Source organism: Mycolicibacterium austroafricanum (genome assembly GCF_902705885.1).
GTDB lineage: Bacteria > Actinomycetota > Actinomycetes > Mycobacteriales > Mycobacteriaceae > Mycobacterium > Mycobacterium vanbaalenii_A.
In genome coordinates this window covers 84,311-110,838 of record NZ_CACSIP010000016.1, presented here as the reverse complement: position 1 = coordinate 110,838, position 26,528 = coordinate 84,311, and the positions used below count along the sequence as shown (strand labels likewise).

The 26,528-nt window shown below is 65.4% G+C and carries 20 protein-coding genes and 3 rRNA genes; 11 read left to right on the top strand and 12 right to left on the bottom strand.

Features of this window, described 5'->3' with window-relative positions; all coding sequences use genetic code 11:
- Positions 1–180: 180 nt before the first annotated feature.
- The 3 genes from BEMPMBAN_RS12795 to rrf all read left to right on the top strand — a co-directional run bounded on the left by BEMPMBAN_RS12795 (position 181) and on the right by rrf (position 5,508).
- A 16S ribosomal RNA gene (locus BEMPMBAN_RS12795) occupies positions 181–1,701 on the top strand.
- Between the two features lie 456 nt (positions 1,702–2,157).
- Positions 2,158–5,277: ribosomal RNA gene (locus BEMPMBAN_RS12790) — 23S ribosomal RNA — on the top strand.
- Between the two features lie 117 nt (positions 5,278–5,394).
- Positions 5,395–5,508: ribosomal RNA gene (rrf, locus tag BEMPMBAN_RS12785) — 5S ribosomal RNA — on the top strand.
- Together the 16S, 23S and 5S rRNA genes form the textbook arrangement of a ribosomal RNA operon.
- A 65-nt stretch (positions 5,509–5,573) precedes the next feature.
- Here rrf and BEMPMBAN_RS12780 read toward each other — a convergent pair.
- The 7 genes from BEMPMBAN_RS12780 to BEMPMBAN_RS12750 all read right to left on the bottom strand — a co-directional run bounded on the left by BEMPMBAN_RS12780 (position 5,574) and on the right by BEMPMBAN_RS12750 (position 13,238).
- Entirely contained in the window at positions 5,574–6,077 is a 504-nt protein-coding gene (locus BEMPMBAN_RS12780) for a methylated-DNA--[protein]-cysteine S-methyltransferase (RefSeq protein ID WP_159230749.1), read from the bottom strand.
- On the bottom strand, positions 6,077–7,564 hold the full coding sequence (locus tag BEMPMBAN_RS12775) for a DNA-3-methyladenine glycosylase 2 family protein (protein ID WP_159230748.1): 1,488 nt from the start codon (positions 7,562–7,564) through the stop codon (positions 6,077–6,079). Before BEMPMBAN_RS12775 ends, BEMPMBAN_RS12780 begins: the two co-directional genes overlap by 1 nt.
- Before the next feature lie 142 nt (positions 7,565–7,706).
- Positions 7,707–8,336, bottom strand: coding sequence for a flavin reductase family protein (locus tag BEMPMBAN_RS12770; protein ID WP_159230747.1), 630 nt, complete (start codon positions 8,334–8,336; stop codon positions 7,707–7,709).
- 8 nt (positions 8,337–8,344) lie between these two features.
- Positions 8,345–10,798: a phosphoenolpyruvate--protein phosphotransferase gene (ptsP, locus tag BEMPMBAN_RS12765; RefSeq protein WP_159230746.1), complete on the bottom strand. Its 2,454-nt coding sequence runs from the start codon at positions 10,796–10,798 to the stop codon at positions 8,345–8,347.
- Positions 10,795–11,442 (bottom strand): dihydroxyacetone kinase subunit DhaL, encoded by a 648-nt coding sequence (gene dhaL / locus BEMPMBAN_RS12760; RefSeq protein WP_425294968.1) that lies wholly within the window; start codon positions 11,440–11,442, stop codon positions 10,795–10,797. Before dhaL ends, ptsP begins: the two co-directional genes overlap by 4 nt.
- Positions 11,442–12,449 carry a dihydroxyacetone kinase subunit DhaK gene (gene dhaK, locus BEMPMBAN_RS12755; RefSeq protein WP_159230745.1) on the bottom strand — a complete coding sequence of 336 codons (1,008 nt, stop codon included), beginning with the start codon at positions 12,447–12,449 and terminating at the stop codon, positions 11,442–11,444. The genes dhaL and dhaK overlap by 1 nt, the downstream gene beginning before the upstream one ends.
- A 12-nt stretch (positions 12,450–12,461) precedes the next feature.
- Complete coding sequence (locus BEMPMBAN_RS12750) at positions 12,462–13,238, bottom strand: MIP/aquaporin family protein (protein ID WP_159230744.1); 777 nt, start codon at positions 13,236–13,238, stop codon at positions 12,462–12,464.
- A gap of 156 nt (positions 13,239–13,394) precedes the next feature.
- Here BEMPMBAN_RS12750 and BEMPMBAN_RS12745 point away from each other — a divergent pair, with 156 nt between their 5' ends.
- Entirely contained in the window at positions 13,395–14,138 is a 744-nt protein-coding gene (locus BEMPMBAN_RS12745; protein WP_159230743.1) for an IclR family transcriptional regulator, read from the top strand.
- Positions 14,139–14,191: 53 nt separating this feature from the next.
- A complete protein-coding gene (glsA, locus tag BEMPMBAN_RS12740) occupies positions 14,192–15,490 on the top strand; it encodes a glutaminase A (protein ID WP_159230742.1) in 1,299 nt (432 codons plus the stop codon).
- On the opposite strand, the gene BEMPMBAN_RS12735 is transcribed toward glsA, so the two are convergent.
- On the bottom strand, positions 15,477–17,090 hold the full coding sequence (locus BEMPMBAN_RS12735; RefSeq protein ID WP_159230741.1) for an adenylate/guanylate cyclase domain-containing protein: 1,614 nt from the start codon (positions 17,088–17,090) through the stop codon (positions 15,477–15,479). The genes glsA and BEMPMBAN_RS12735 overlap by 14 nt on opposite strands.
- Positions 17,091–17,153: 63 nt before the next feature.
- On the opposite strand from BEMPMBAN_RS12735, the gene nucS reads away from it, so the two are divergent.
- Both nucS and BEMPMBAN_RS12725 read left to right on the top strand, forming a co-directional pair.
- Positions 17,154–17,825, top strand: a complete 672-nt coding sequence (gene nucS, locus BEMPMBAN_RS12730) for an endonuclease NucS (RefSeq protein WP_200845960.1) — start codon at positions 17,154–17,156, stop codon at positions 17,823–17,825.
- Positions 17,825–18,127: an Rv1322 family protein gene (locus tag BEMPMBAN_RS12725; RefSeq protein ID WP_159230740.1), complete on the top strand. Its 303-nt coding sequence runs from the start codon at positions 17,825–17,827 to the stop codon at positions 18,125–18,127. Before nucS ends, BEMPMBAN_RS12725 begins: the two co-directional genes overlap by 1 nt.
- A 7-nt stretch (positions 18,128–18,134) precedes the next feature.
- Here BEMPMBAN_RS12725 and mce read toward each other — a convergent pair whose 3' ends face one another.
- Positions 18,135–18,617 carry a methylmalonyl-CoA epimerase gene (gene mce / locus BEMPMBAN_RS12720; protein WP_159230739.1) on the bottom strand — a complete coding sequence of 161 codons (483 nt, stop codon included), beginning with the start codon at positions 18,615–18,617 and terminating at the stop codon, positions 18,135–18,137.
- A gap of 111 nt (positions 18,618–18,728) precedes the next feature.
- Here mce and BEMPMBAN_RS12715 point away from each other — a divergent pair, with 111 nt between their 5' ends.
- The 3 genes from BEMPMBAN_RS12715 to BEMPMBAN_RS12705 are packed head-to-tail and all read left to right on the top strand — an operon-like array spanning position 18,729 to position 21,309.
- Positions 18,729–19,940, top strand: a complete 1,212-nt coding sequence (locus BEMPMBAN_RS12715) for an acetyl-CoA C-acetyltransferase (RefSeq protein WP_159230738.1) — start codon at positions 18,729–18,731, stop codon at positions 19,938–19,940.
- Between the two features lie 54 nt (positions 19,941–19,994).
- Positions 19,995–20,390, top strand: coding sequence for a DUF3817 domain-containing protein (locus tag BEMPMBAN_RS12710; RefSeq protein WP_159230737.1), 396 nt, complete (start codon positions 19,995–19,997; stop codon positions 20,388–20,390).
- 13 nt (positions 20,391–20,403) lie between these two features.
- Positions 20,404–21,309, top strand: a complete 906-nt coding sequence (locus BEMPMBAN_RS12705) for a tetratricopeptide repeat protein (RefSeq protein ID WP_159230736.1) — start codon at positions 20,404–20,406, stop codon at positions 21,307–21,309.
- A gap of 7 nt (positions 21,310–21,316) precedes the next feature.
- Here the strand turns inward: BEMPMBAN_RS12705 and BEMPMBAN_RS12700 are convergent, their stop codons facing one another.
- Positions 21,317–21,718, bottom strand: coding sequence for a nuclear transport factor 2 family protein (locus tag BEMPMBAN_RS12700; protein WP_200845959.1), 402 nt, complete (start codon positions 21,716–21,718; stop codon positions 21,317–21,319).
- Positions 21,715–22,983 carry a cytochrome P450 gene (locus tag BEMPMBAN_RS12695; RefSeq protein WP_159230735.1) on the bottom strand — a complete coding sequence of 423 codons (1,269 nt, stop codon included), beginning with the start codon at positions 22,981–22,983 and terminating at the stop codon, positions 21,715–21,717. Before BEMPMBAN_RS12695 ends, BEMPMBAN_RS12700 begins: the two co-directional genes overlap by 4 nt.
- Positions 22,984–23,100: 117 nt before the next feature.
- Here BEMPMBAN_RS12695 and BEMPMBAN_RS12690 point away from each other — a divergent pair, with 117 nt between their 5' ends.
- Complete coding sequence (locus BEMPMBAN_RS12690; protein WP_159230734.1) at positions 23,101–24,306, top strand: LuxR C-terminal-related transcriptional regulator; 1,206 nt, start codon at positions 23,101–23,103, stop codon at positions 24,304–24,306.
- Here BEMPMBAN_RS12690 and glgB read toward each other — a convergent pair.
- A complete protein-coding gene (glgB, locus tag BEMPMBAN_RS12685; protein ID WP_159230733.1) occupies positions 24,303–26,525 on the bottom strand; it encodes a 1,4-alpha-glucan branching protein GlgB in 2,223 nt (740 codons plus the stop codon). The two genes, BEMPMBAN_RS12690 and glgB, sit on opposite strands and share 4 nt — an antisense overlap.
- Positions 26,526–26,528: the final 3 nt, after the last annotated feature.

Here is a 26,528-nt window from a genome sequence, read left to right as displayed (position 1 = left end):
CGGGTGTGTTGTTTGAGAACTCAATAGTGTGTTTGGTGGTTTTTGTTTGTTTTTTGGTCATGCCTGCATTTTCCCGTTTGGGGGTGTGACTGTTTTTGATGCCAGTTTTTGGTGTCTTTTTGTTAGGTCAGGCTTGTTCTGATTCGAATTCTGCTTGTGCTTTTGGGTGCGAGAAGTTTTTGTTTGGAGAGTTTGATTCTGGCTCAGGACGAACGCTGGCGGCGTGCTTAACACATGCAAGTCGAACGGAAAGGCCCTTCGGGGTACTCGAGTGGCGAACGGGTGAGTAACACGTGGGTGATCTGCCCTGCACTTTGGGATAAGCCTGGGAAACTGGGTCTAATACCGAATATTTCCTGCTGGTTGCATGACTGGTGGGGGAAAGCTTTTGCGGTGTGGGATGGGCCCGCGGCCTATCAGCTTGTTGGTGAGGTTATGGCTTACCAAGGCGACGACGGGTAGCCGGCCTGAGAGGGTGACCGGCCACACTGGGACTGAGATACGGCCCAGACTCCTACGGGAGGCAGCAGTGGGGAATATTGCACAATGGGCGCAAGCCTGATGCAGCGACGCCGCGTGAGGGATGACGGCCTTCGGGTTGTAAACCTCTTTCAGTAGGGACGAAGCGCAAGTGACGGTACCTGCAGAAGAAGGACCGGCCAACTACGTGCCAGCAGCCGCGGTAATACGTAGGGTCCGAGCGTTGTCCGGAATTACTGGGCGTAAAGAGCTCGTAGGTGGTTTGTCGCGTTGTTCGTGAAAACTCACAGCTTAACTGTGGGCGTGCGGGCGATACGGGCAGACTGGAGTACTGCAGGGGAGACTGGAATTCCTGGTGTAGCGGTGGAATGCGCAGATATCAGGAGGAACACCGGTGGCGAAGGCGGGTCTCTGGGCAGTAACTGACGCTGAGGAGCGAAAGCGTGGGGAGCGAACAGGATTAGATACCCTGGTAGTCCACGCCGTAAACGGTGGGTACTAGGTGTGGGTTTCCTTCCTTGGGATCCGTGCCGTAGCTAACGCATTAAGTACCCCGCCTGGGGAGTACGGCCGCAAGGCTAAAACTCAAAGAAATTGACGGGGGCCCGCACAAGCGGCGGAGCATGTGGATTAATTCGATGCAACGCGAAGAACCTTACCTGGGTTTGACATGCACAGGACGCCGGTAGAGATATCGGTTCCCTTGTGGCCTGTGTGCAGGTGGTGCATGGCTGTCGTCAGCTCGTGTCGTGAGATGTTGGGTTAAGTCCCGCAACGAGCGCAACCCTTGTCTCATGTTGCCAGCACGTTATGGTGGGGACTCGTGAGAGACTGCCGGGGTCAACTCGGAGGAAGGTGGGGATGACGTCAAGTCATCATGCCCCTTATGTCCAGGGCTTCACACATGCTACAATGGCCGGTACAAAGGGCTGCGATGCCGTGAGGTGGAGCGAATCCTTTCAAAGCCGGTCTCAGTTCGGATCGGGGTCTGCAACTCGACCCCGTGAAGTCGGAGTCGCTAGTAATCGCAGATCAGCAACGCTGCGGTGAATACGTTCCCGGGCCTTGTACACACCGCCCGTCACGTCATGAAAGTCGGTAACACCCGAAGCCGGTGGCCTAACCCCTTGTGGGAGGGAGCCGTCGAAGGTGGGATCGGCGATTGGGACGAAGTCGTAACAAGGTAGCCGTACCGGAAGGTGCGGCTGGATCACCTCCTTTCTAAGGAGCACCACAAGACTCAGGCCGGCCCGCATATCGCGGTTCACCGAGTTCTGGGCGATTCTGTGGATGGCCTTCGCCTGTAGTGGGTGGGGGTCTGGTGCATAAAGCGAGATAAAACAAGCAACTGACCGGGTCGGGACGGCCCCCCTTTTTTGGGGGGGTGGTATTCCTGGTCGAAAATGGCTGCCGGACACACTATTGGGCTTTGAGACAACAAGCCCGTGCCCTTCGGGGTGGCTTCACGTTGGTGGAGTCGGAGTGTTGTTGCCCTGCTTTGGTGGTGGGGTGTGGTGTTTGATTTGTGGATAGTGGTTGCGAGCATCTGAACGCACAGGTTTTGTGGCTTGTGTGTTTGGTGTAATGCAAATTTTTCTGATACCCGCGCATGGTCTGGCTCCTTCTTTGGAGGGGTTGGGGTGTGTGTGGGTGATGACTCATTTTTTTGGTTTTGTGTTGTAAGTGTTTAAGGGCGCATGGTGGATGCCTTGGCACTGAGAGCCGATGAAGGACGTGGGAGGCTGCGATATGCCTCGGGGAGCTGCCAACCGAGCGTGGATCCGAGGATGTCCGAATGGGGAAACCCGGCGCGAGTGATGTCGTGTCACCCGTACCTGAATACATAGGGTGCGGGGGGGAACGCGGGGAAGTGAAACATCTCAGTACCCGTAGGAAGAGAAAACAAAAGTGATTCCGTGAGTAGTGGCGAGCGAAAGCGGAGGATGGCTAAACCGTGTGCATGTGATACCCGGCAGGGGTTGTGTGTGCGGTGTTGTGGGGTTCGTCTTCTCAGATCTGCCGGTCTGGGCAACAGTGATAAAGGTTCGTGTTAGTTGAAGTGGCCTGGGATGGTCTGCCGTAGTGGGTGAGAGCCCCGTAGACGAAAACATGTTCTCTGTTGTGACGGTGTCCCCGAGTAGCAGCGGGCCCGTGGAATCTGCTGTGAATCTGCCGGGACCACCCGGTAAGCCTGAATACTTCTCAGTGACCGATAGCGGATTAGTACCGTGAGGGAATGGTGAAAAGTACCCCGGGAGGGGAGTGAAATAGTACCTGAAACCGTGCGCTTACAATCCGTCAGAGCCCTCCTTCGTGGTGGGGTGATGGCGTGCCTTTTGAAGAATGAGCCTGCGAGTCAGGGACATGTCGCGAGGTTAACCCGTGTGGGGTAGCCGTAGCGAAAGCGAGTCTGAATAGGGCGTATCCGATCCGTAGGGGTTGGTGTAGTGGTGTGTTCTGGACCCGAAGCGGAGTGATCTACCCATGGCCAGGGTGAAGCAGCAGTAAGATGTTGTGGAGGCCCGAACCCACTTAGGTTGAAGACTGAGGGGATGAGCTGTGGGTAGGGGTGAAAGGCCAATCAAACTCCGTGATAGCTGGTTCTCCCCGAAATGCATTTAGGTGCAGCGTCGCAGTGTTCGTGTCGGAGGTAGAGCTACTGGATGGCCGATGGGCCTCACAAGGTTACTGACGTCAGCCAAACTCCGAATGCCGACACGGTGTAATGCGGCAGTGAGACGGCGGGGGATAAGCTCCGTGCGTCGAGAGGGAAACAGCCCAGATCGCCGGCTAAGGCCCCTAAGCGTGTGCTAAGTGGAAAAGGATGTGCAGTCGCAGAGACAACCAGGAGGTTGGCTTAGAAGCAGCCACCCTTGAAAGAGTGCGTAATAGCTCACTGGTCAAGTGATTGTGCGCCGATAATGTAGCGGGGCTCAAGCACACCGCCGAAGCCGCGGCAGCCAAACTTGTTTGGCTGGGTAGGGGAGCGTCCTGCATCCGGTGAAGCCACAGAGTGATCTAGTGGTGGAGGGTGTGGGAGTGAGAATGCAGGCATGAGTAGCGATTAGGCAAGTGAGAACCTTGCCCGCCGAAAGACCAAGGGTTCCTGGGCCAGGCCAGTCCGCCCAGGGTGAGTCGGGACCTAAGGCGAGGCCGACAGGCGTAGTCGATGGACAACGGGTTGATATTCCCGTACCCGTGTGTGGGCGTCCCTGACGAATCACCGGTACTAACCGCCCAAAACCAGAGACACTGATCCCTTCGGGGTGACGGTTTCTGGGGCTGCGCGGAACCTTCGGTGGTAGTAGTCAAGCGATGGGGTGACGCAGGAAGGTAGCCGTACCAGTCAGTGGTAATACTGGGGTAAACCTGTAGGACGAACGATAGATAAATCCGTCGTTCATGTGTCTGAGAGGTGATGCATAGCCGATTGAGGCGAATTCGGTGATCCTAAGCTGTCGAGAAAAGCCTCTAGCGAGCACACACACGGCCCGTACCCCAAACCAACACAGGTGGTCAGGTAGAGAATACCAAGGCGTACGAGTGAACTATGGTTAAGGAACTCGGCAAAATGCCCCCGTAACTTCGGGAGAAGGGGGACCCCCGTACCGTCAACACCCTTGCGGTGGGCAGCGGTGGGGGGTGGCACAAACCAGTGAGAAGCGACTGTTTACTAAAAACACAGGTCCGTGCGAAGTCGCAAGACGATGTATACGGACTGACGCCTGCCCGGTGCTGGAAGGTTAAGAGGACCCGTTAACCCCTCGGGGTGAAGCGGAGAATTTAAGCCCCAGTAAACGGCGGTGGTAACTATAACCATCCTAAGGTAGCGAAATTCCTTGTCGGGTAAGTTCCGACCTGCACGAATGGCGTAACGACTTCTCAACTGTCTCAACCATAGACTCGGCGAAATTGCATTACGAGTAAAGATGCTCGTTACGCGCGGCAGGACGAAAAGACCCCGGGACCTTCACTACAACTTGGTATTGGTGCTCGATACGGTTTGTGTAGGATAGGTGGGAGACTGTGAAGCGGCCACGCCAGTGGTTGTGGAGTCGTTGTTGAAATACCACTCTGATCGTATTGGGCCTCTAACCTCGAACCGTATATCCGGTTCAGGGACAGTGCCTGGCGGGTAGTTTAACTGGGGCGGTTGCCTCCTAAAAAGTAACGGAGGCGCCCAAAGGTTCCCTCAACCTGGACGGCAATCAGGTGTTGAGTGTAAGTGCACAAGGGAGCTTGACTGCGAGACGTACATGTCAAGCAGGGACGAAAGTCGGGACTAGTGATCCGGCACCCCCGAGTGGAAGGGGTGTCGCTCAACGGATAAAAGGTACCCCGGGGATAACAGGCTGATCTTCCCCAAGAGTCCATATCGACGGGATGGTTTGGCACCTCGATGTCGGCTCGTCGCATCCTGGGGCTGGAGCAGGTCCCAAGGGTTGGGCTGTTCGCCCATTAAAGCGGCACGCGAGCTGGGTTTAGAACGTCGTGAGACAGTTCGGTCTCTATCCGCCGCGCGCGTCAGAAGCTTGAGGAAACCTGTCCCTAGTACGAGAGGACCGGGACGGACGAACCTCTGGTACACCAGTTGTCCCACCAGGGGCACCGCTGGATAGCCACGTTCGGACAGGATAACCGCTGAAAGCATCTAAGCGGGAAACCCCCTCCAAGACCAGGCTTCTCACCCATTAAGTGGGATAAGGCCCCCCGCAGACCACGGGATCGATAGACCAGACCTACACACCTAGCAATAGGCGCAGGGAACTGGCACTAACCGGCCGAAAACTTACAACAACAACAAAACCTCGCAACCACACCACACAAGAATCAACCACGATTCACACCCCACCACCAAAAAACACCCCCACCCCACAACACCAGGGGTGGCACTCAAAAACGAGTGAATAAAGTTACGGCGGTCCATAGCGGCAGGGAAACGCCCGGACCCATCCCGAACCCGGAAGCTAAGCCTGCCAGCGCCGATGATACTACCCACACGGGTGGAAAAGTAGGACACCGCCGAACACATTTTAAGTCCTTTGCCCCCCAATTCTATTGGGGGGCAAAGGCATTTCTGTACCTATTCTGGTTCAGTCGAACAGCGTCGCCACAGGTGCGACTTTCTGCTTCTCCATGTCGAGAAGTGCCTTTTTTCTTTCGAGGCCGCCGCCATATCCGGTGAGGCTTCCGTTCGCCCCGATGACGCGATGGCATGGCACGACGATGCCGATCGGGTTGTGGCCGTTGGCGAGTCCGACGGCCCGGAAGGCGCCCGGGGCGTCGAGCTGCTTGGCGATCTGGCCGTATGACCGTGTCTCTCCATACGGGATCGTCATCAGTGCCGCCCATACGCGGCGCTGAAACGCAGTGCCCACGAGGTCCAGCTCCAGCTCGAACTCTGTCCGTGCTCCGTTGAAGTACTCCTCGAGCTGAAGGACGGCCTCGGCGAACGCACTGTCGTCACGCTCCCATCCGACGCGGTTGGGTTCATAGGTCTGATCCACCATGCGCAGGTGCCGTAGCCGCCCGTCCACGCCGGCGAGCGTCAGCGTGCCGACCGGACTGTCCATGGTGCGGTATCGGATAGGTTCCATCATTTCTCCTTCGGTGGCCATTGGTTCACGGCGTGGTCGAGTGCGGTCCAGAGATGTTGGGTGGCGTAGGAACGCCACGGCTGCCATCGGTTGCTGCGCTCCATCAGATCCTTCGGCGCCGTCGGCAACCCGAGCTGACGCGCCGCCGCCACCACCCCCAGATCGGTGGCCGGGAACGCGTCCGGATCGCCGAGGCCGCGCATGGCGACCATCTCCGCGGTCCAGGGACCGATGCCGGGAAGTCTGAGGAGCTGTTCGCGTGCCAGCGTCCAATCACATCCGGAGTCGAGCACGACCTCTCCATCCTGCAACGCGGTGACCAGCGCTGTCAGCGTGCGCCGCCTGGCCCTCGGAAAAGCCAGAAGCCGCTCGTCGATGTCCGAAAGGTCTGCGACAGTGGGGAACACATGGGTCAACTGGCCTTCGGCGTCCTTGATCGGACGACCGTAGGCCGCCACGATACGTCTGGCGTGGGTGCGCGCCGCCGCCATCGACACCTGCTGACCGAGGACGACCCGCAGGGCGAGCTCGTGCTCGTCGACCGTGCGGGGAATACGCTGGCCGGGCGCCTTGGCGACCAACGTGCCGAGCTCCTCGTCGGCGCCGAGCGCCGCCACGATGGCCTCGGGATCGGCGTCCAGATCCAGCAGCCGTCGGCACCGGGCGATGGCAGCGGACACGTCACGAAAGTCGTCGACCACAAGCCGGCACCGGACATGGTCCGGATGGGGCTGCAGGCTCACGATCCCGGTGCCGTGCGGCAGGCCCAGCGTCCGCCGATACGTGCCGTCGCGCACCTCCTCGACGCCGGGCACGGTCGATGCCGCCAGATGGCCGAACAGTCCTTCATAGGCGAACGGAGTCCGCACCGGCAGCCGCAGCGTCATCACGCCGGTGCCGAGAGTGTCGTCGCCGCCGAAACGGGCTCTCGCTCTTGCGCGTAGCGACGTCGGTGTCAGGTCGCACACCGTGCGCAGGGTGTCGTTGAACTGGCGGATGCTGGAGAACCCGGCCGCGAAGGCGACGTCGCTGAACGGCATCTCGGTGGTCTCGATGAGCACCCGTGCCATCTGGGCCCGCTGTGCCCGGGCCAGCGCCAGCGGCGCCGCCCCCACCTCAGCGTGCATGAGGCGTTCGAGCTGGCGCACCGTGTACCCCAGCCGGGCCGCCAGACCCGTGACGCCGTCCCGGTCGACGGTGCCGTCGGCGATCAGCCGCATCGCACGGGCCACGACGTCACCGCGCACGTTCCACTCGGGTGAGCCGGGGGAGGCATCCGGCCGACACCGCTTACAGGCCCGGAAGCCGGCCCGCTGGGCCGAGGCCGCGGTGGGATGAAAACAGATGTTGCGGGCGAACGGCGGCCGCACCGGGCAGCTGGGCCGACAATAGATCTTGGTGGTGAGCACAGCGGTGACGAACCAACCGTCGAACCTCGCGTCCTTGGCCTGGACGGCCCGGTAGCAGCGGTCGAAGTCGGTGTGCATGACATTGACACTTACACGTGGGCACCGACATCACTGGCGGAAAAGCGACATCGATGGCCAGGAACATGCACGCTGGCATTGCCCAGATGTGCCCGTCCGATCCCCGCCCCGCGAAGCCACGGCCTCGACGGCGCGGCACACGCTAGCGGTCGTCGGGTCGGATCATCGTGAACATCGTCTCGGGCAGCACCTCGGCGTAGTTGCCGAGTCCACCCGCGCGCAGGATGGGTTGCGCGGCCGCCGTGTCGTAGACACCGTCGACCAAGAACTGTTGATCGATGTGAACGGCGACCACTTGGCCGAGGACCAGCCACGTGGAGACGGCGCTGCCGTCGATGCTGCTCAGCTGAACCATCTGGGTGAGTTTGCACTCGAAGTTGACCGGAGATTCGAGCACCCGCTGTCCCACAATGACTTTGGCGGGCACCGGGGTCAGTCCACTACGGACGAACTCGTCGGCGTCGGGTGGAATCGAGGCCGATGTCTCGTTCATCGCTGCGGCCAGCGGACGGGTGGCGAGGTTCCACACGAACTCGCCGGTGGCGTCGATGTTCGAAACGGTGTCCTTCCAGCCGATAGAGGCGAAGCCGATGATCGGCGGCCTGTAGTTGAACGCGTTGAAGAAGCTGTAGGGGGCGAGGTTGGGTGCTCCCGTGGCGCTGAGCGACGAGATCCAGCCGATCGGCCGAGGGCCGATGATCGCGTTGAGCGGGTCGTGCGGAAGTCCCGAACCGTCTTCCGCCCGGTAGAAGTGCGCGTCGGAACCGGCCATGGTTCTTTCTACCCGGGATTCAGCTGCTCCCGCACCGCGGACGCGCTGTCGGCCGACAGTGCCGCCGTGGCCGCGACGGCCGCGTTCCGACTGTCCACTGCCCGCACCGCTTCCTTGGTCGACGCGATGGCCGGCGGGGACACCGACAACGCCTCGACGCCCAACCCGACCAGCAACCCGGCGGCGCGCTCGTCGGCGGCGAACTCACCGCACACCGATACCGAGGCCTGGCCGGCGGCACCCTGGCAGGTGCTGCGGATCAGCGCCAGCAGGCCGGGGTCGAAGGTGTCGCCGATCGCCGCGACCGCCTCGTTGTTGCGGTCGGCGGCCAGCGCGTACTGGGTGAGGTCGTTGGTGCCGATCGAGAAGAAATCCACATGCCGTGCGAACGCCGCGGCTTTGAGTGCCGCGGCCGGCACCTCCACCATCATCCCGACCTGCAGATCCTGCGGGCGCCCACGCCCGGTCGCGGCCAGCGCTTCGTCGAGGAGACCGCGGGCGGCGAACAACTCGTCGAGCGTGCTCACCATCGGAAACATCACGCTGACCGGTGTCTGGTGTGCCACCCGGGCCATGGCCAGTAGTTGGTCGGTCAACAGTTGCCGATGCTGCAGGGACAGCCGGATACCGCGCACCCCGAGAAACGGGTTGGCCTCTGCAGGCGTCGGCAGGAACTCCAACGGTTTGTCACCGCCGACGTCCAAGGTGCGCAGCGTGATTCGTCTACCGTCCATCGATTCGGCGATCTTGCGGTACACCGCGGTCTGTTCCTCGACATCCGGCGCATCGGGCCGGCCGAGGAACAGGAACTCGGTGCGGATCAGGCCCGCGAAGTCGGCGCCGGCGGCCACCGCCGCCCTGGCGTCGTCCACCGAACCGAGATTCGCCCCTACCCGCACCACCCTTCCATCGGTGGTGATCGCCGGTTCGGCCGCCCGCGCCCTGGCCGTGCTCTGCCGACGTGCCAGCGCCGCGACCCGGTCACCGAAGCGGCGGCGGAGATCGTCGGGTGGGTCGACGATGACCTCGCCGCTGGTGCCGTCCACCGCCACCACGGTGCCTTCGGCGATGTGCAGTGCGGCCGGTCCGGCGCCGACGACGGCAGGGATTCCCTTGGCGCGCAGCAGGATGACGTTGTGGGCATGCGGGCTACCGAAGGCCAGAACCACGGCGGCCACCTGTTCGGGTACCAGCTCGGCGGCTTCGGCCGGGGTGAGGTCGGCGGCGATGAGGACCCCGGTGGTGTCCACTGTCGAGGTCGCCGAGCCGAGCATGGCCCGCAGCACCTGGTCACCCACCGCGGTGACGTCCTCGGCTCGTGCCCTCAAATAGGGATCGGGCAGCGCCGTGAACTCGGCGGCCAGCGCGGCCACAGTCTGCGACCACGCCGCTACCGCTGAGCCGCCGGCGTCGATGCGGGCGCGGACACCGTCGAGCAACTCGGTGTCATCGAGCAGCAATTGGTGGGCGTCGAAGATCGACGCCTCGGTCTCGCCGACCTCGCGCGCGGTATGGGTGCGCAGCTGGCCGATGGCACGCCGAACACCGGCGATGGCCTTGCTCACCCGTCGCCATTCGGTGGCGGGGTCTTCGGCGGCGGTGTCCGGAATCGCGATCGGCCGCAGCCGCGCCGACCGGGCCGGCCCGATGCCCAGACCGGGGGCCGCGCCGATCGGACCCTGGCGCGTGCCGACCGGCTCGGCGGCGACGGGCGGCTCGGTCAGCGGCTCGTCGAAGTGTCGGGCCGCCAACGCCAGGACATGGTCCAACGCCTCCGCGGCCTGGCTGCCGGAGACGCGCACCTCGACCTCGTGACCGCTTCGCACCCCCAGCGTCGCGATCTTCGACAGACTGCCTGCTGCAACCCATTCCGAGTCGGTCGAGCGGTTGCGGATCGAAACCCGGGCATCGCGCTTGCGTGCCTCCTGAACGAGCCGGGCGGCGGGCCTGGCATGGAGCCCGTGCGGATTGGTGACGACGAACTGGCCGGTCAGTTCGTCGGCTCCGGCGGGGGCGTCCGCGGACACCGCCGCTGCGGGTGCCGGATCGAGATGGCCGATCTTGCCGGCCAGCGCGCCGGCCGCCTCGGCCACCACTTCGTCGATGGTGGCGCCCCCGGCCGCCGCGACGGCTGCGACGACCAACCCCTCGACCAGCGGAGCGGGGCACAGCACCACCCGCCCGCGAAGTTCGTCGTCGAGCAGATCGAGTGCGAGTTCTGCGGAGAGCACCGCACTTCCGAGGTCCATCAGCACCACCACGCCGGCGCCCTGATCAGCGGCGGTGATGGCTTCGACGATCTGGGTGGCGTCGGTGCCGAACGTCGTGTCGTCGAGCCCGGCGGCGATGGTGATCTTCAGCTGCTTGCCGTGCACCATCTCCTGAGCGAGCCCCACGGCCGCGCGGGCCAGCGCCCGGCTATGCGAGACGATGACGAGCCCGACCAGCCCGGTGGCGCTCATCCGCCTGCTCCGAATGCCGTTGCCGCCGCGGTGATCAGCATCGCCGAGGAGGTGGCGCCCGGATCGATGTGCCCGACGCTGCGCTGTCCCAGATAGCTGGCTCTGCCCTTGCGCGCGACCATGGATTCGGTGGCGTCGCGTCCTTGCTCGGCGGCCGATGCGGCTGCCCGCAGCGCGGGGGCGAGACCGTCGCCGGATGCCAGCGCACCCTCGAGCGCGTCCAGTGCCGGCGCCAGCGCGTCGAACATCGTCTTGTCGCCGGCCTCGGCGCGCCCGCGCGCGACCACACCGTCGACTCCGGCGCGCAGTGCCTTGGCGAACTCGGCGGCGCCCGCGGTATCCGCACCGAACGCCGGGGCCATCCGAAGGAAGAGCGTGCCGTACAGCGGTCCGCTGGCGCCACCGACCGAACTGACCAACGTCATGCCGACCTTCTTGAACAGCGCCGGAAGGTCGGTGGGCGGGGCTTCGTCGACGGCCGCGATCACGGCGGTCATGCCGCGGTCCATGTTGATGCCGTGGTCGGCGTCACCGATGGCGGCGTCGAGATCGCTGAGATACTGCGCGTTCTCGGTGATCACCCGGGCGAACTCGCGCAGCCATTCGGTGACCAGGGCGACGTCGATGGTCTGGTCGGTGCTCATCAGCAGCCTTTCCGCAGCGCCGGCGTGTTGACCGGGTGGTCCCACAGACCCAGCAGATCGTCGTCGGTGCGCAGCAGCGTCACCGAGCAACCCGCCATGTCGAGGCTGGTGATGTAGGGCCCGACCAGTGAGCGCACCACTGACACCCCGGCCTTGTCGAGAATCGCGGCGATCTCGGAGTACATCACGTACAGCTCGAGCGGCGGCGTGGCTCCCATGCTGTTGACGAACAGAATGACACCGCCGCCGGCGGCATCCGACGCGAAGTCGAGGTCGGCGAGGATCGGCTCGAGCAACAACTCGGCGACTGCTCGGGCCGGCTGCATCGGCAGTCGCTGCCTGCCCGGTTCCCCGTGGATCCCGATGCCGAGCTCCATCTCGTTGTCGGGTAGATCGAAGGTCGGATGACCGACAGCGGGCACTGTGCACGACGTGAGCGCCACCCCCATACTGCGCGCCGACTCGTCGACCCGCCGGGCGACCCCGACCACCTCGGCCAGGCTGCGTCCCTGATCGGCCGCGGCCCCCGCCAGTTTCTCCACCAGCACCGTGGCGCCGACGCCGCGGCGCCCGGCGGTGTAGGTGCTGTCCTGTACGGCGACGTCGTCGTCGACGATCACCGACTCGACGTCGATGCCCTCGGCCTGCGCGAGTTCGGCGGCCATCTCGAAGTTCATCACGTCACCGGTGTAGTTCTTGACGATGTGCAGGACCCCGGCGCCGCCGTCGACGGTCTTGGTCGCCTCCAGCATCTGATCGGGTACCGGTGAGGTGAAGACCTCGCCGGCGCACGCCGCGTCCAACATGCCGGCGCCGACAAAGCCGCCGTGCAGCGGTTCGTGGCCCGAACCACCTCCGGAGATGAGCGCGACCTTGCCGGGCACCGGGGCATCACCGCGATAGATGATCCGGTGGGTGTGGTCGATTCGCAGTTCCGGGTGGGCGAGCGCCATGCCGTGCAGTGCTTCTGCGACGACGTCGCCGGGGTCGTTGATGAGTTTCTTCACGGGGTTGTCTCCTCAGGCTGCGCTGGTGGTCTGGGGGGTGGAATCGGCGGGTGCGGCGACCGGGCTTTCCGGTGCGGAGTCGGCCCGGGTACGGGAGATCGCGACGTAGGTCACGGCGGCGAGGATGCCGGCGAGGAACTCCGCGCCGAGGTAGACCGGAAGCTGACTCCACGAGACCTGCCCGCCGGCGAGTTGCTGGACGAACATCGGTCCGAAGGTGCGGGCAGGATTGATCGCGGCTCCGGTGGTGGGGGCGACGGGGATGATCGCGGCGAAGACCACCAGGCCGATCGCCACTCCGGCGAACCCGGCGGAAGCCTTGCGGTGGATCACGCCGAACACGGTGAACACAAGAATGAACGTACCCACGAACTCGGCGAAAAAGGCCTGGATCGATGGGGTTTCGCTGGAGTAGGCGGCGACGCCGAGGCCGACGTCGCTGGCCGCCATCCCGAGCACACCGATGATCGCGGCCGCGCCGGCAACGGCGCCGACAACCTGCGCGCCGATGTAGGCGGGCACCCGCGACCACGGGAAGTTGCCGGTGACCGCCAGTCCGACGGTGACCGCGGGGTTGATGTGGTTGCCCGAGATGTGGCCCAGGGCGTAGATGGTGGCGACCACGATGGTGGCGAACGCGAAGGAGATCATCCCCAGGTCCGCCATCGTGAACGGGGCGTCGCCGTTGACGATCAGGGTGGCTGGTACGGCACCGACGCCGACGAACACCAGAAAGGCGGTGCCGAGGGCTTCGGCTACGAGCTTCTGCGGGAGTGAGGGCTCGTCCATGCTTGCTCCTTGTGAGTTGTACGAATGCCGCCGGAGGGTCCCGCCCGACTCGCTATCGGCGATATCGGATTGCATTCGATAATGTCGAATGTGATCTGGACCATACGCTTATGCTTCGAGGGGCACAAGGGGTGCGCGCAACGAAAGTGGGAGCAGATGATCCAGGCGGTCGACCGGGCGCTACGCATCCTCACTGTGTTGCAGGGCGGGCGCCGGATGAGCCTGGGGGAGATCGCGGCCGCGATCGATCTTGCGCCGTCGACAGTGCACGGACTGATCCGCACCCTGCTCGCGCACGGAATGGTGCAGCAGGAACTCGATTCGGGCCGTTACCGTCTGGGTCCGGCGACGCTGCGGTTGGGCAACGTCTACCTCGAGACGCTTGAACTGCGTGCGCGGGTGGCGATCTGGGCCGAGGGGCTGGCGCGGCGCACCGGGTGTGCGGTGCGCACCGCGGTGCTGCTGTTCGACGAGGTCGTCGTCGTCGCCCACGAACCCCGACCTGACGGAACCCGTCAGATGCCCGAGGTCGGCATCGTGATCCCGGCTCATGCCAGCGCTTTGGGCAAGGCGTTGCTGGCGTTCGCTTCCGGTGGACTCCCGCAGGGGCCGTTGCGCAGCATGACCGGTGAGACGATCACCGCGCCCGAGGTGCTGGCCGGCCAACTCGACTCGGTGCGAACCACCGGCATAGCCCATGAGGTCGAGGAAGCCGTGATCGGCGAATGTGCCTGTGCTGCAGCGGTATTCGATTCGTCGGGGGAGGCGATCGGGGCGATCAGCCTGGTGGTTCCCGCTGCCAGGTGGCCGCTGGAGCCCGCCGAAATCGACGCGCTTCGCGACGCGGCGCGCACGGTGTCGCGCGAACTCGGAGCGCCGGTGTGGCCGGCCCGCCGGTAGCCGGAGGGCGCAGGGCATGACAAAGGTGGGGTGCAAGCTACATACTCCGAGCTGTGGCAGAACTGGTGCAGCGCTATCTCGACGGAATCCGCGCCGAACACGCCGGTGTCGCCGATGGCGAGCTGGCCCAGTACATCCCTGAGCTGGCGTCTGTCGATCCGAGCGGATTCGGCCTCTCGCTGTCGTCGGCGGACGGCTTCATCTATGAATCCGGGGACGCATCAGTCGAATTCACCATTCAGTCGATCTCCAAGCCGTTGACGTACGCGCTGGCGCTCGAGCGTATCGGCGTGGCCGCCGTCGATGCGAAGATCGGCGTGGAACCCTCCGGCGAGGCGTTCAACGAGATCAGCGTGGACCACATCACGAAGACGCCCAAGAACCCGATGATCAACGCCGGGGCCATCGCTGCGGTCTCACTGGTGCCGGGCGCCTCGCCCGACGAGAGGTTCGCGCTGATCCGGGACTTCTACTCGGCGATCGTCGGACACCGTCTGGAACTGGACGTCGACGTCTATGCCTCCGAGAAGGCTGCCGGCAGCCGCAACCGCGCGATCGGCTACATGCTGCAGAGTCTCGGAGTGCTCGCCGACGATCCCGACGACGTGCTCGACGTGTACTTCCGCCAGTGCGCGCTGCGCGTGACGTCGACGGACCTGGCAAAGATCGGCGCCACGCTCGCCCGCGGCGGCGTCAACCCGCAGACCGGCCGGCGGGTGCTGAGCGCGGCGGTGGTTCGGCGGACGTTGTCGGTGATGGTCACCTGCGGGATGTACGACGCTGCCGGCGATTGGGTCAGCGCGGTGGGAATGCCCGCCAAGAGCGGCGTCGGCGGCGGGATCGTCGCGGTGCTGCCAGGACAGCTCGGGATCGGGGTGTATTCGCCACGGCTCGACGACAAGGGCAACAGCGTGCGCGGAGTGCTGTTGTGCCGCAGCCTGTCCGAGCAGTTGGGTCTGCACTTCCTGACGGTGGCGCGCGATTCGCGGTCAACGCTGCGCGCCGTGCATGAACCCAGCCGCGGGATTCGGGTCTACGAGACGCACGGCGATCTGCTGTTCAGCGGCGCAGAGCAGGTGCTGCGCGTGGCCGACCGCGACCGGGACGACTTCGAGGTCGCGATTCTGGATGTGTCCCGCGTCGACGACATCGACGACGCCGCACGGGCGCTGCTGTCGGGCATGAGTTCCGCGCTACGGTCCGCCGGCAAGGTCGGCTACCTGGTGGACCCCGATGGCATCGTCATCCGCTCCGAGCCCGACCTGCAGGCGGTGTGCTTCCACACGGTCGACGCAGCCGTCGACGAAGCGCGGTCCTGGCTGGACCGCAATCGGCGCGTCAGTCCGCACTGACCGGGGTGGCCAGCCGGATCGGCTCGTCGTATCCGCGCAGTGTCACCGACTCGCCGAGAGTCCAATGCGCACTTTCGGTTTCGGTGGCATTGCGCACCACCGCACCCGATGCCACCAGCCGCGAAGGTTCGTTCTTGGACAGTTCGCACAGCCGGGCCGCCTCATTGACGGGTTCGCCGATGACCGTGTACTCGAAGCGTTCCCATGCGCCGACGTTGCCGGCGACGACATGTCCGGCGGCGACGCCGATACCCGCCTCACACTCGGGCACCTCCTCACACAGCCGCCGGCTGATCGCCCGGGCCGCCGCCAGTGACTCGTCCTCGGGATGCTGCAGCGACACCGGGGCGCCGAAGACCGCCAGGACGGCATCACCCTCGAACTTGTTCACCAGTCCGTGGTGGCGGTCGACCTCCTCGACGATCACCGCGAAGAACCGGTTGAGCAGTTCGACGACCTCCGCGGCCGGCAGGCTGGTCACCAGCTTGGTCGACCCGATGATGTCGACGAAGACGACTGCGGCATAGCGCTCTTCGCCGCCCAATTCGGGTCGTTCCTGCTCGGCCAGCGCGGCGACCTCCCGGCCGACGTGACGCCCGAACAGATCGCGCACCCGTTCGCGTTCCCGCAGCCCGTGCACCATCGAGTTGAACCCGCGCTGCAACTGGCCCAGCTCTGTGCCGTCGAAGACCACCAGGTTGGTGTCCAGGTCTCCCCGCTCGACCCGGTTGAGGGCCGCCCGCACGACGCGCACCGGGGTCACCGTGAGCCAGGCCAGAATCCACATCAGGATCGCCCCGAAGAGCAATGCGAACAGCGCCAGGATCATCACCGCGACCGTGAACTGGGTGGGTGTCAGGTTGCGCTGGATCAACGTGATTGCGGCTGCGAGGAAGATGCCGAGCACGGGCACCCCCGACCCCAGCGCCCACACCAGCATGGTGCGGCCCATGAGGCCCTCGGCGAATCGCCGCGGCGGCTTACCCGCCTCCAGCGCCTGGGCGGCGACCGGTCGCAGCGCGAACTCGGTGAACAGATAACAACTCGCGGCGACGACGATGCCGGGGAAGCTGACCCCCAGTAGCCACTTCGGGATGTAGGCGGTGTCCTGCAGACCGTAGAGGGTGGTGAGGAGGATGGTGCCGACGCCCCAGAGGATCAACAGGACGCGGGTCAGCCGCCACGGTGCCAGGAATGTGTTCCGCTGGTCCTCGCGGGTGGGGGGACGCTCCTCGATCGCCCACCGCACGTTCTTGATCACCCGCAGCGTCGCCCAGAACACCCCGACCACCAGCGCGGTCGCCAGATAGATCGGAACGACGATCGCGGTGATCCAGACGACGTCGCGGTCGAACACGCTGGGGGTGGGGAATGCGACGGTGACGACCAGCGCCGCGACGCCGATTCCGACCAGGTTGGCGAACACCACGAATGTGGTCAGGATGAGCTGGATCCGCACCCGGCGGCGGCCTTGGCTCTCGGAAACGCGGCCGAGGATCCACGAACCGAACTCGGGAGTCACCGCGACCCTGCCACTCTGTTTGGTCACTCGTTCCAGCACACGGCCCAGCCGCTGTGCCGCCGTCCGGTTCGCCGTCATCGTGGCGTCAGCCTAACGACCGTGTCGGGTCAAGACTTTTGTTCGACGTTTAAGGTGGTTCGGGTGCGTCTCGTGATCGCCCAGTGCACCGTCGACTATGTCGGTCGGCTCACCGCTCATCTACCCTCGGCTCGCCGACTGCTGTTGTTCAAGTCCGACGGGTCGGTCAGCGTGCACGCCGACGATCGGGCCTACAAGCCACTGAACTGGATGAGCCCCCCGTGCTGGTTGACCGAGGACGACGGTGGGGCCGCGCCGGTGTGGGTGGTCGAGAACAAGGCCGGTGAACAACTCCGTATCACCGTCGAGGACATCGAGCACGATTCCAGCCACGAACTGGGTGTCGACCCCGGCCTGGTCAAGGACGGCGTCGAGGCCCACCTGCAGGCGCTGCTGGCCGAACACGTCGAGTTGCTCGGCTCCGGGTACACGTTGGTTCGGCGCGAGTACATGACCCCGATCGGCCCGGTGGACCTGCTCTGTCGTGACGAGCAGGGCCGTTCGGTGGCCGTGGAGATCAAGCGTCGCGGTGAGATCGACGGGGTCGAACAGCTCACCCGCTATCTCGACCTGCTCAACCGCGACTCGCTGCTGGCCCCGGTGGCGGGCGTGTTCGCGGCCCAGCAGATCAAGCCGCAGGCCCGCACTTTGGCCGAGGATCGGGGGATCCGTTGTCTTACTTTGGATTACGATAAGATGCGCGGCATGGACAGCGACGAGTTCAGGCTGTTCTGATGGCGCGGCGGCGAGCGGTGGGGCGGAAAGCGCCGAGTCGGAACCCGCTGCCTGCGCCCCGGCGCATCGAGGTGGGCGCCGACGGCAACGACTACGAGGTCCGGCCGGTGCCGGCGGCGAGGGCGACGAAGATCTACCGCTGCCCCGGTTGCGACCACGAGATCAAGCCCGGCACAGCGCATGTGGTCGCACTGCCGGCAGACTCAGGCACCGCGCAGGACGCAGCCGAGGACCGCAGGCACTGGCACACCGCGTGCTGGACGCACCGGGCTACCCGCAGCCCGACACGCAGATGGTCGTGACGCGGGCCTAGTGTTCGGCGTCGTCGTCGGTGGCCGGCTCGACGAGCTCGATGAGGACCCCACCCGCGTCCTTGGGGTGGATGAAGTTGATCCGCGAGCTGGCGGTGCCACGCCGCGGCGCGTCGTAGAGCAACCGCACACCCTGCTCGCGCAGTCGGGCGGTCAGCGCGTCGATGTCGCTGACGCGGTAGGCCAGCTGCTGCAGGCCCGGGCCACGCTTGTCGATGAACTTGGCGATCGTGCAGGTGTCGTCGATGGGGGCCATCAGTTGCACCTGCGCGCTGCCCACCGGGGCGCCGCGCACGGACAGCATCGCTTCGCGCACCCCCTGGTCTTCGTTGACCTCTTCGTGCAGCACGATCATGCCCAGATGATCGTGATACCACTTGATCGCAACGTCGAGGTCGGGCACTGCGATGCCGACGTGGTCGATGGCGGTGACCAGCGCGGTGGCCAGCACAGGACGGGCGTCAGTCTGCTCGGCGGTCATATCGCAAAGGTAACCTAACGACATCGGTTTCGAATAGGTAGGTCCAGATGTATAGCCTGAACTATCCGTTCGAAACCTGCTTGGCCACTCGAAACCTGCTTGGAGGTAGGCATGACGACGTCTGTGATTGTTGCTGGAGCCCGAACGCCGGTCGGCAAGCTGATGGGTTCGCTGAAGGATTTCTCCGGCAGTGATCTCGGTGCGGTGGCCATCGCGGGCGCCCTCGAGAAGGCCAACGTCGCGGCTTCGGCGGTGGAGTACGTGATCATGGGCCAGGTGCTGACCGCGGGCGCCGGGCAGATGCCGGCGCGCCAGGCGGCGGTGGCTGCCGGTATCGGCTGGGATGTGCCCTCGCTGACGATCAACAAGATGTGCCTGTCGGGGATCGACGCGATCGCCCTGGCCGATCAACTGATCCGTGCCGGCGAGTTCGACGTCGTCGTCGCCGGTGGTCAGGAGTCGATGACCCAGGCGCCGCATCTGCTGATGAACAGCAGGTCAGGCTATAAATACGGTGATGTCACGGCGATCGATCACCTCGCCTACGACGGTCTGCACGACGTCTTCACCGACCAGCCCATGGGGGCGTTGACCGAGCAGCGCAACGACGTGGATCAGTTCACCCGCGCCGAGCAGGACGAGTTCGCCGCGGCGTCGCACCAGAAGGCCGCGGCGGCGTGGAAGGACGGCGTTTTCGCCGACGAGGTGGTGCCGGTGAAGATCCCGCAGCGCAAGGGCGATCCGGTGGAGTTCACCGAGGACGAGGGCATCCGTGCCGACACCACAGCCCAGTCGCTGGCAGGTCTGCGGCCCGCGTTCCGCAAGGACGGCACCATCACCGCGGGATCTGCCTCCCAGATCTCCGACGGCGGATGCGCAGTCGTGGTGATGAACAAGGCAAAAGCTGAGGAACTGGGGCTGACCTGGTTGTGTGAGATCGGTGCTCACGGCGTCGTCGCCGGGCCGGATTCGACGCTGCAGAGCCAACCTGCCAACGCCATCCGCAAAGCAGTGGCCAGGGAAGGCATCAGTCTCGACGACCTCGATGTCGTCGAGATCAACGAGGCCTTCTCCGCCGTGGCTCTCGCCTCGACCAAGGAACTGGGTATCGACCCCGACCGGGTGAACACCAACGGAGGCGCCATCGCCATCGGCCACCCGATCGGGATGTCGGGCGCCAGGATCGCGCTGCACGCTGCGCTGGAGTTGGCGCGCCGGAGTGGAGAGCGAAGCGACGGGGAAAAGGGACGGCCGGGTTATGCGGTGGCCGCGCTGTGTGGCGCCGGCGGCCAGGGAGATGCCCTGATCCTTCGGCGTCCCTGAGCAGCAGGCTCAGTCAACGACGCAACGTAGTAGCTGGGCGGGAATTCCGGCACAATGGCGGCCATGACAAGCGCATTCGACGTTCGCAGTGTTGCGGGATGGTTCCGGTTGATCGCCTTGGCCGAGGCGGTCAGCTGGGTCGGACTGCTGCTAGGCATGTACTTCAAATACCTGGGCTCCCCGCAGACCGAGGTCGGGGTGAAGGTGTTCGGACCCGTGCACGGTGGGGTCTTCGTCGCCTTCGTGGTGGCGGCGCTACTGGTCGGTCTCGCGCACAAATGGGGGCTCGGCACATGGTTGCTCGCGTTGCTGGCCAGTATCGTGCCGCTCGGCAGTGTGATCTTCCTCATATGGGCTGACCGGACGGGTCGGATGGCGCCGGTTGCGGCGACTCCGAGCGCGGTGTCAGTCGGCGGGCAACCAGGGCGGTCGGCACCGGAATCGACGTGACAGACTTGATCTCGTGACTCGTCCACGACCCCCAATCGGGCCGGCCATGGCCGGTGCAGTTGATCTCTCGGCACTCAAACAGCGGGCAACCGCCGGTGAGGGCACGCCGTCGGGTGCCTCCGCCGGTAAGCCCGGCGGAGTAGAGATCACGGAAGCGAACCTGGAAGCCGAGGTACTGGTCCGCTCGAACGAGGTGCCCGTGGTGGTGGTGCTGTGGTCGCCCCGCAGCGATGCGAGCGTCCAGCTCGGTGAAACCCTCGCCGGCCTCGCGGCCACCGACGGCCCCAAGTGGTCGCTGGCCACCGTCAACGTCGACGCCGTGCCGCGGGTGGCCCAGATGTTCGGCGTACAGGCGGTTCCCACCGTCGTCGCGCTGGCCGCCGGCCAACCGATGTCCAGTTTCCAGGGCGTGCAGCCGCCTGAGCAGCTGCGCCGCTGGATCGATTCGCTCCTGGACGCCACGGCCGGAAAACTCCCGGGCGCAGGCGACGCCGAGCAGGCCGAGCAGGTCGACCCGGCGGTCGAACAGGCGCGAACGCACCTCGACAACGGCGACTTCGATGCCGCCCTGGCCGCCTACCAGGCGATCCTCGATGGGAATCCGAACCACGCCGAAGCCAACGGCGCGGTGCGTCAGATCCGTTTCCTGCAGCGGGCCACCGCGCATCCGCGGGACGCCGTGGCGATCGCCGACGCGTCGCCAGACGATATCGAGGCGGCGTTCGCCGCCGCCGACGTCGAGGTCCTGCAGCAGAACATCGCCGCGGCGTTCCAGCGGTTGACCGGACTGGTCAAGCGCACCACGGGCGACGATCGCACCAAGGTCCGGTCACGGCTGATCGAACTGTTCGAGCTGTTCGATCCCGCCGACCCCGAGGTGATCGCGGGTCGGCGTAACCTCGCCAACGCCCTGTACTGATCTGCCGTCAGTCTTCGCTGAACGCGAGGTGCGTCAGTGCCGAGTTCATGAAGTCACGGAAGTGCAGCCAGCGGCCGTCGCGCAACGAGATGATGTGGGCGAACTCCGATTCCCATTCGCGACCGGTGTCGCGCCGACGGAACCGCTGCCGCCCCCACGTCGCCAGATCGTCTCCGTCGGCGATGAACTTCCACGCCTGCATCTCGACGATCTCGATGGCGCTGCCGACCCGGGAGAAGAAGGTCAACGCCTGCTCGATGCCCCGGTAGTCGCCCGCGTACGGGATCGCCGGGGTTCCGTAGTAGGTGATCCGTATCTCGGGGTCCAAGTGAACGAGAGCGCCGTCGAGGTCACCCGCCGGGATGGCGGCGTAGATCGCCGCAGTCGCGTCGATGTTGCGCCGGCTCATCGGGTCAGCCGGATCGGCAGCCGGACGAATCCATGGGTCAGCAGGCTCGCTGTCTGCTTGTCGCCCGGGTCCTCGGTCAGCGCGACGCCCCGATAGCGGTCGAGGACGGCGTTGAGTACCGCGGTGACCTCCAACCGGGCCAGGGGGGCGCCGAGGCAGAAGTGCACACCATGGCCGAGGGAAAGCTGCTGGCGGATGTTCGGGCGGTCCAGATCGATCCTCTCCGGGTCGGAGAACACGTCCGGATCGCGGTTGGCGGAACCGAAGAACAACGCCACCCAGTCGCCGCTGCGGATGTCCGCACCGTCGATCTGCACATCGCGGGTGGCGATCCGGAACAGTCGCTGTGGCGGTCCGTCCACCCGCATGGTCTCCTCGATGAACAGCGGAACCAGCGCGCGGTCCGCGCGCACCCGTTCGGCGATCGCCGGTTCCCGAGCGAGCGCGTGCAGCAGGTTTCCGATCAGGTAGGTGGTCGTCTCACTGCCGGCCACGACGAGCGTCACGCAGAACCGGACGATCTCCTCGGGCGTCAGCCGCTGACCGTCCACCTCGGCGCGCAGCAGTGCCGAGATCAGGTCCTCGGCGTCCTCGATGCCGCCGCTGGGTGGACGTTCGGCCAGCTGGGCAGTGTGTTCGACCAACCGCGAAGCGAACGCTGCGACCATTTCCTCGTTGCTGGCGATCCGTTGCTCGGGTGTCAGATCCGACGACAACATGAACGCATTGGCCCACCGTTTGAAGCGGACATGATCCCCCTGGGGCAGACCGAGTAGCCGGACCATGGCTCTGGTGGGGACCTCGGCGGCGAAATCCATCACGTCGACCACCGTCTCTGCGGCGTCACCGTCGAGTTCGGCCAGCAGATGGGGGGTCAGGTCGCCGAGCCAGCTGTCGAGTCGTCGCACCCGTCGTGGTGAGAACGCCTGACTGACCAGCTTGCGCTCGGTGGTGTGGCGAGGTGCGTCGGTGTTCACCAGCATCAGGCTCGGTGCAGACGAAGCTTCCTGGATCGGGTCGCGTGAGGAGAACGTCTCGGGGTCACGGGCGGCGGCATGTATCTGTTCGTAGCGGAACAACGCCCAGGCAGTGACCGGCTCGTCGGCTCCGGGCACGGTGCCCGGCGGCCAGTCACGGTAGCCGGCAACCGGCGACGCGGCCCTCAGAGTGTCGTAGAGGGGGTAGGGGTCGGCGATCCCCGCCGGGGTGGTGAGCAGGTCGAGGGCAGAACCGGTGATCGCGGAGGCGCCGCGGATGAAGGTCATGGTTGAAGCCTGATCGGCGACGTCCGCCTGGTCGATCCCCCGATGGGACGCACTTGCTCTCCCGTCCGGGTGGATTCGCCTCCCGAGCCCCCGAAGCGGTGAGACGATCGACGGACGATGGTGACCACCGACCTGGCTTCCGGGGCCCCCGGCGTCCCCGCACCGACCGCGTTGGCCGACGACGGCCACCCCGGGTGGGCATCGCGCCCGGAACGCGCCACCGCGGTCTCCCGTCGTTTCCAGGAGGCGCGTGAGCAGGGATTGATCCATTGCGACCCTGGCGACATGCCGGCGCAGGCAGTGGCCGAGGCCGTCGACGCGGCGGCCGCCGTCGTGCGGTGCGCGCTGGAGAGCCACGGCGACGACGAGGCGCTCGCCGCGCTGGAGTCGGTCCTCGACCTGTCGCTGCTGGAGCGGGAACTGATCGAGGATGGCGCCCACCGCCGCGGGCGGGCGCTGCTGCGGGTGCAGGACGGACTGAGCAAGTTGCGCGCGGTCGACGGTGTCGCCGAGATCGTCGACCGGGCGCCCCGCGAACTGGTCGAATCGTGCGGCTTCGACCGGGCGGTGTTGTTCCGCGTGCACGACGGCCGGATGGTGATGGAGGCCGCCTACTTCGGCGACGACAGTGCGGGGGCCGAGAAGATGGTCGCGTTCGCGCAGTCGGTGTCCCCGCCGCTGGATCACATGCTGCTCGAGACCGAGATGATCCGGAAGCGGGCGCCCGCGATCGTCCGCGATGCCACCACAGATCCCCGGGTGAACCGGCCCATCATCGATTTCTCGCTGACCAGGTCCTACGTCGCCGCACCCGTGATGCCGACGGGTCAGGTCATCGGGTTCCTGCACGCCGATCGCCTGTACTCCGGTCAGACCGTGGACGAGATCGATCGCGACACCGTCTGGGCCTTCGCCGAGGGCTTCGGGTACGCATTCGAGCGCACGGTGCTGATGGAGCGGATGCGCCGCCAGCAGGCTGAGGTCCGTACCGCCCTGGCGACCGCCGAAGCCGCCGCCAGGGCGCTGCAGGACGCCGATCTGGACCTGCGGAAGGTGGACCCACCCGAGCAGAGTTCCGCAGCGCGTTCGCTGGTCGAACCGGAGTCGATTCGGGCGGTGCTGACCCGGCGCGAGGTCGAGGTGTTACGGCTGATGGCGGCCGGGCGCACCAATCAGCAGATCGCCGGCGACCTCGTCATCTCGACAGGGACGGTGAAGTCCCACGTCAAGCGGGTGCTCCGCAAACTCCGTGCGACGAACCGGGCGGAGGCGGCCTCCACCTACGTGCGGCTCGCCAGCGTGCCGGACGCGGGCTGGCTCTAAGCGACCGGTTCGAACCACAGCGCCGACAGCGGCGGCAGGGTCATGACCGCCGAAGCGGGCCGCCCGTGCCACGGTTCGTCGGTCGCCTCGACCGCGCCGTAGTTGCCGATGCCCGATCCGTGGTAGGTGTCGGAGTCGGTGTTGAGCACCTCGCGCCACGTCCCGGTGTGCGGCAGGCCGAGGCGGTACTGCGGGTGTTCGGCGCCGGAGAAGTTGAACACACACGCCATCATCGAGCCGTCGTCGCCGAACCTCAGGAAGCTCAGCACGTTGCTCGCCGAGTCGTTGGCGTCGATCCAGGAGTAGCCCTCCGGCGAGGAGTCGCGCGACCACAGCGCACGGCTGCGGCGGTAGATGCTGTTGGCGTCGCCCAGCATCCGCAGGATCCCTTCCGAGAAGCCGTTCTCGTCGAGCTGGAACCAATCGACCCCGCGCTCCTCGGACCACTCGGCGCGCTGGCCGAACTCCTGGCCCATGAACAGCAACTGCTTGCCGGGGTGTGCCCACTGGTAGGCGAGCAGGCTGCGGATGCCGGCAGCTTTCATGTGGTCGTTTCCGGGCATCCGGTCCCACAGCGTGCCTTTGCCGTGTACCACCTCGTCGTGGCTGATGGGCAGCACGAAGTTCTCACTGAACGCGTAGAGCAGCGAGAACGTCAACTCGTGGTGGTGATAGCTGCGATGAATCGGGTCACGCTTGATGAACTCCAGCGTGTCGTTCATCCACCCCATGTTCCATTTCATCGAAAAGCCCAGCCCGCCAAGGTTTGTCGGGCGGGTGACACCCGGCCACGAAGTGGACTCCTCGGCGATCGTGACGATTCCCGGGTTGATCTTGTGGACGGTGGCGTTCATCTCCTGGAGAAACTGCACCGCTTCGAGGTTCTCCCGGCCACCATGGACGTTCGGCGTCCAACCACCCTCGGGCCGTGAGTAATCCAGGTAGAGCATCGACGCGACGGCGTCCACCCGCAGGCCGTCGATGTGGTACTCCTGCAGCCAGTACAACGCGTTGGCGACCAGGAAGTTGCGAACCTCAGCCCGACCGAAGTCGAAAACGTAGGTGCCCCAGTCCAACTGCTCGCCGCGGCGGGGGTCGGCGTGCTCGTAGAGCGCGGTCCCGTCGAACCGGCCCAGCGCCCACGCGTCCTTCGGGAAATGGGCGGGCACCCAGTCCACCAGCACCCCGATGCCGGCCTGGTGCAGGGTGTCGACGAGATGGCGGAACTCGTCGGGTGTGCCGAACCGCGAGGACGGTGCGTAGTAGGACGTCACCTGGTAGCCCCAGGAGCCGCCGAAAGGATGCTCGGCGACGGGAAGCATCTGCACATGGGTGTATCCGTGTGCCACCACGTAGTCAGTGAGCTGGTCGGCCAACTCGGTGTAGCTCAGGCCGGGCCGCCACGACCCGAGGTGGACCTCGTAGGTACTCATCGGCTCGAACACCGGGTTGCGCAGCGCGCGGCCCGCCATCCATTCGTCGTCCGCCCAGGTGTACTCGCTGACGGTGACCCGCGACGCAGTGTGCGGCGGCACCTCGGTGGCGAACGCCATCGGGTCGGCACGCTCGGTGACCACGCCGTCGGCGCCGTGCACCTTGAACTTGTAGAGGCCGCCGACCGGGAACCCCGGCCAGAACAGCTCCCATACCCCGGTGGAACCCAGGGCGCGCATCTGCGCCTCGGTGCCGTCCCAGTGGTTGAACTCCCCGATCAGGGTGACGCCTTTGGCGTTGGGCGCCCACACCGCGAACGAGACACCTTCGACCACGCCGTCGGCGGTGGTGAAACTGCGCGGATGTGCACCCAGGATCTCCCACAGCCGCTCGTGGCGCCCTTCGGCGAACAGGTGCAGGTCGATCTCACCGAGGGTGGGCAGGAACCGGTACGCGTCGGCGACCGCGTGCACGTGCGGGGTGTCACCGCCGGTGTCGTAGCTGATCTCGAGGCGGTAGTCGATCAGATCGGTGAACGGCAGCGCAACGGCGAACAGCCCCGATTCGATGTGTTCGAAGCGGTGCCGTTGGCCGCCGACCACCGCATCGACGGCCACGGCGTGCGGGCGGTAGGCACGGATGACCGTGTGGTCACCGTATTCGTGCGCGCCGAGCACCGAGTGTGGGTCGTGGTGGTCGCCGGCAATGAGGCGGTTGAGGTCGGCGGTGTGCGGACGCAGATGCGGGCTCTGCACCTGGTTGGTCAGGTTGGACGCTTTGGTCATGTC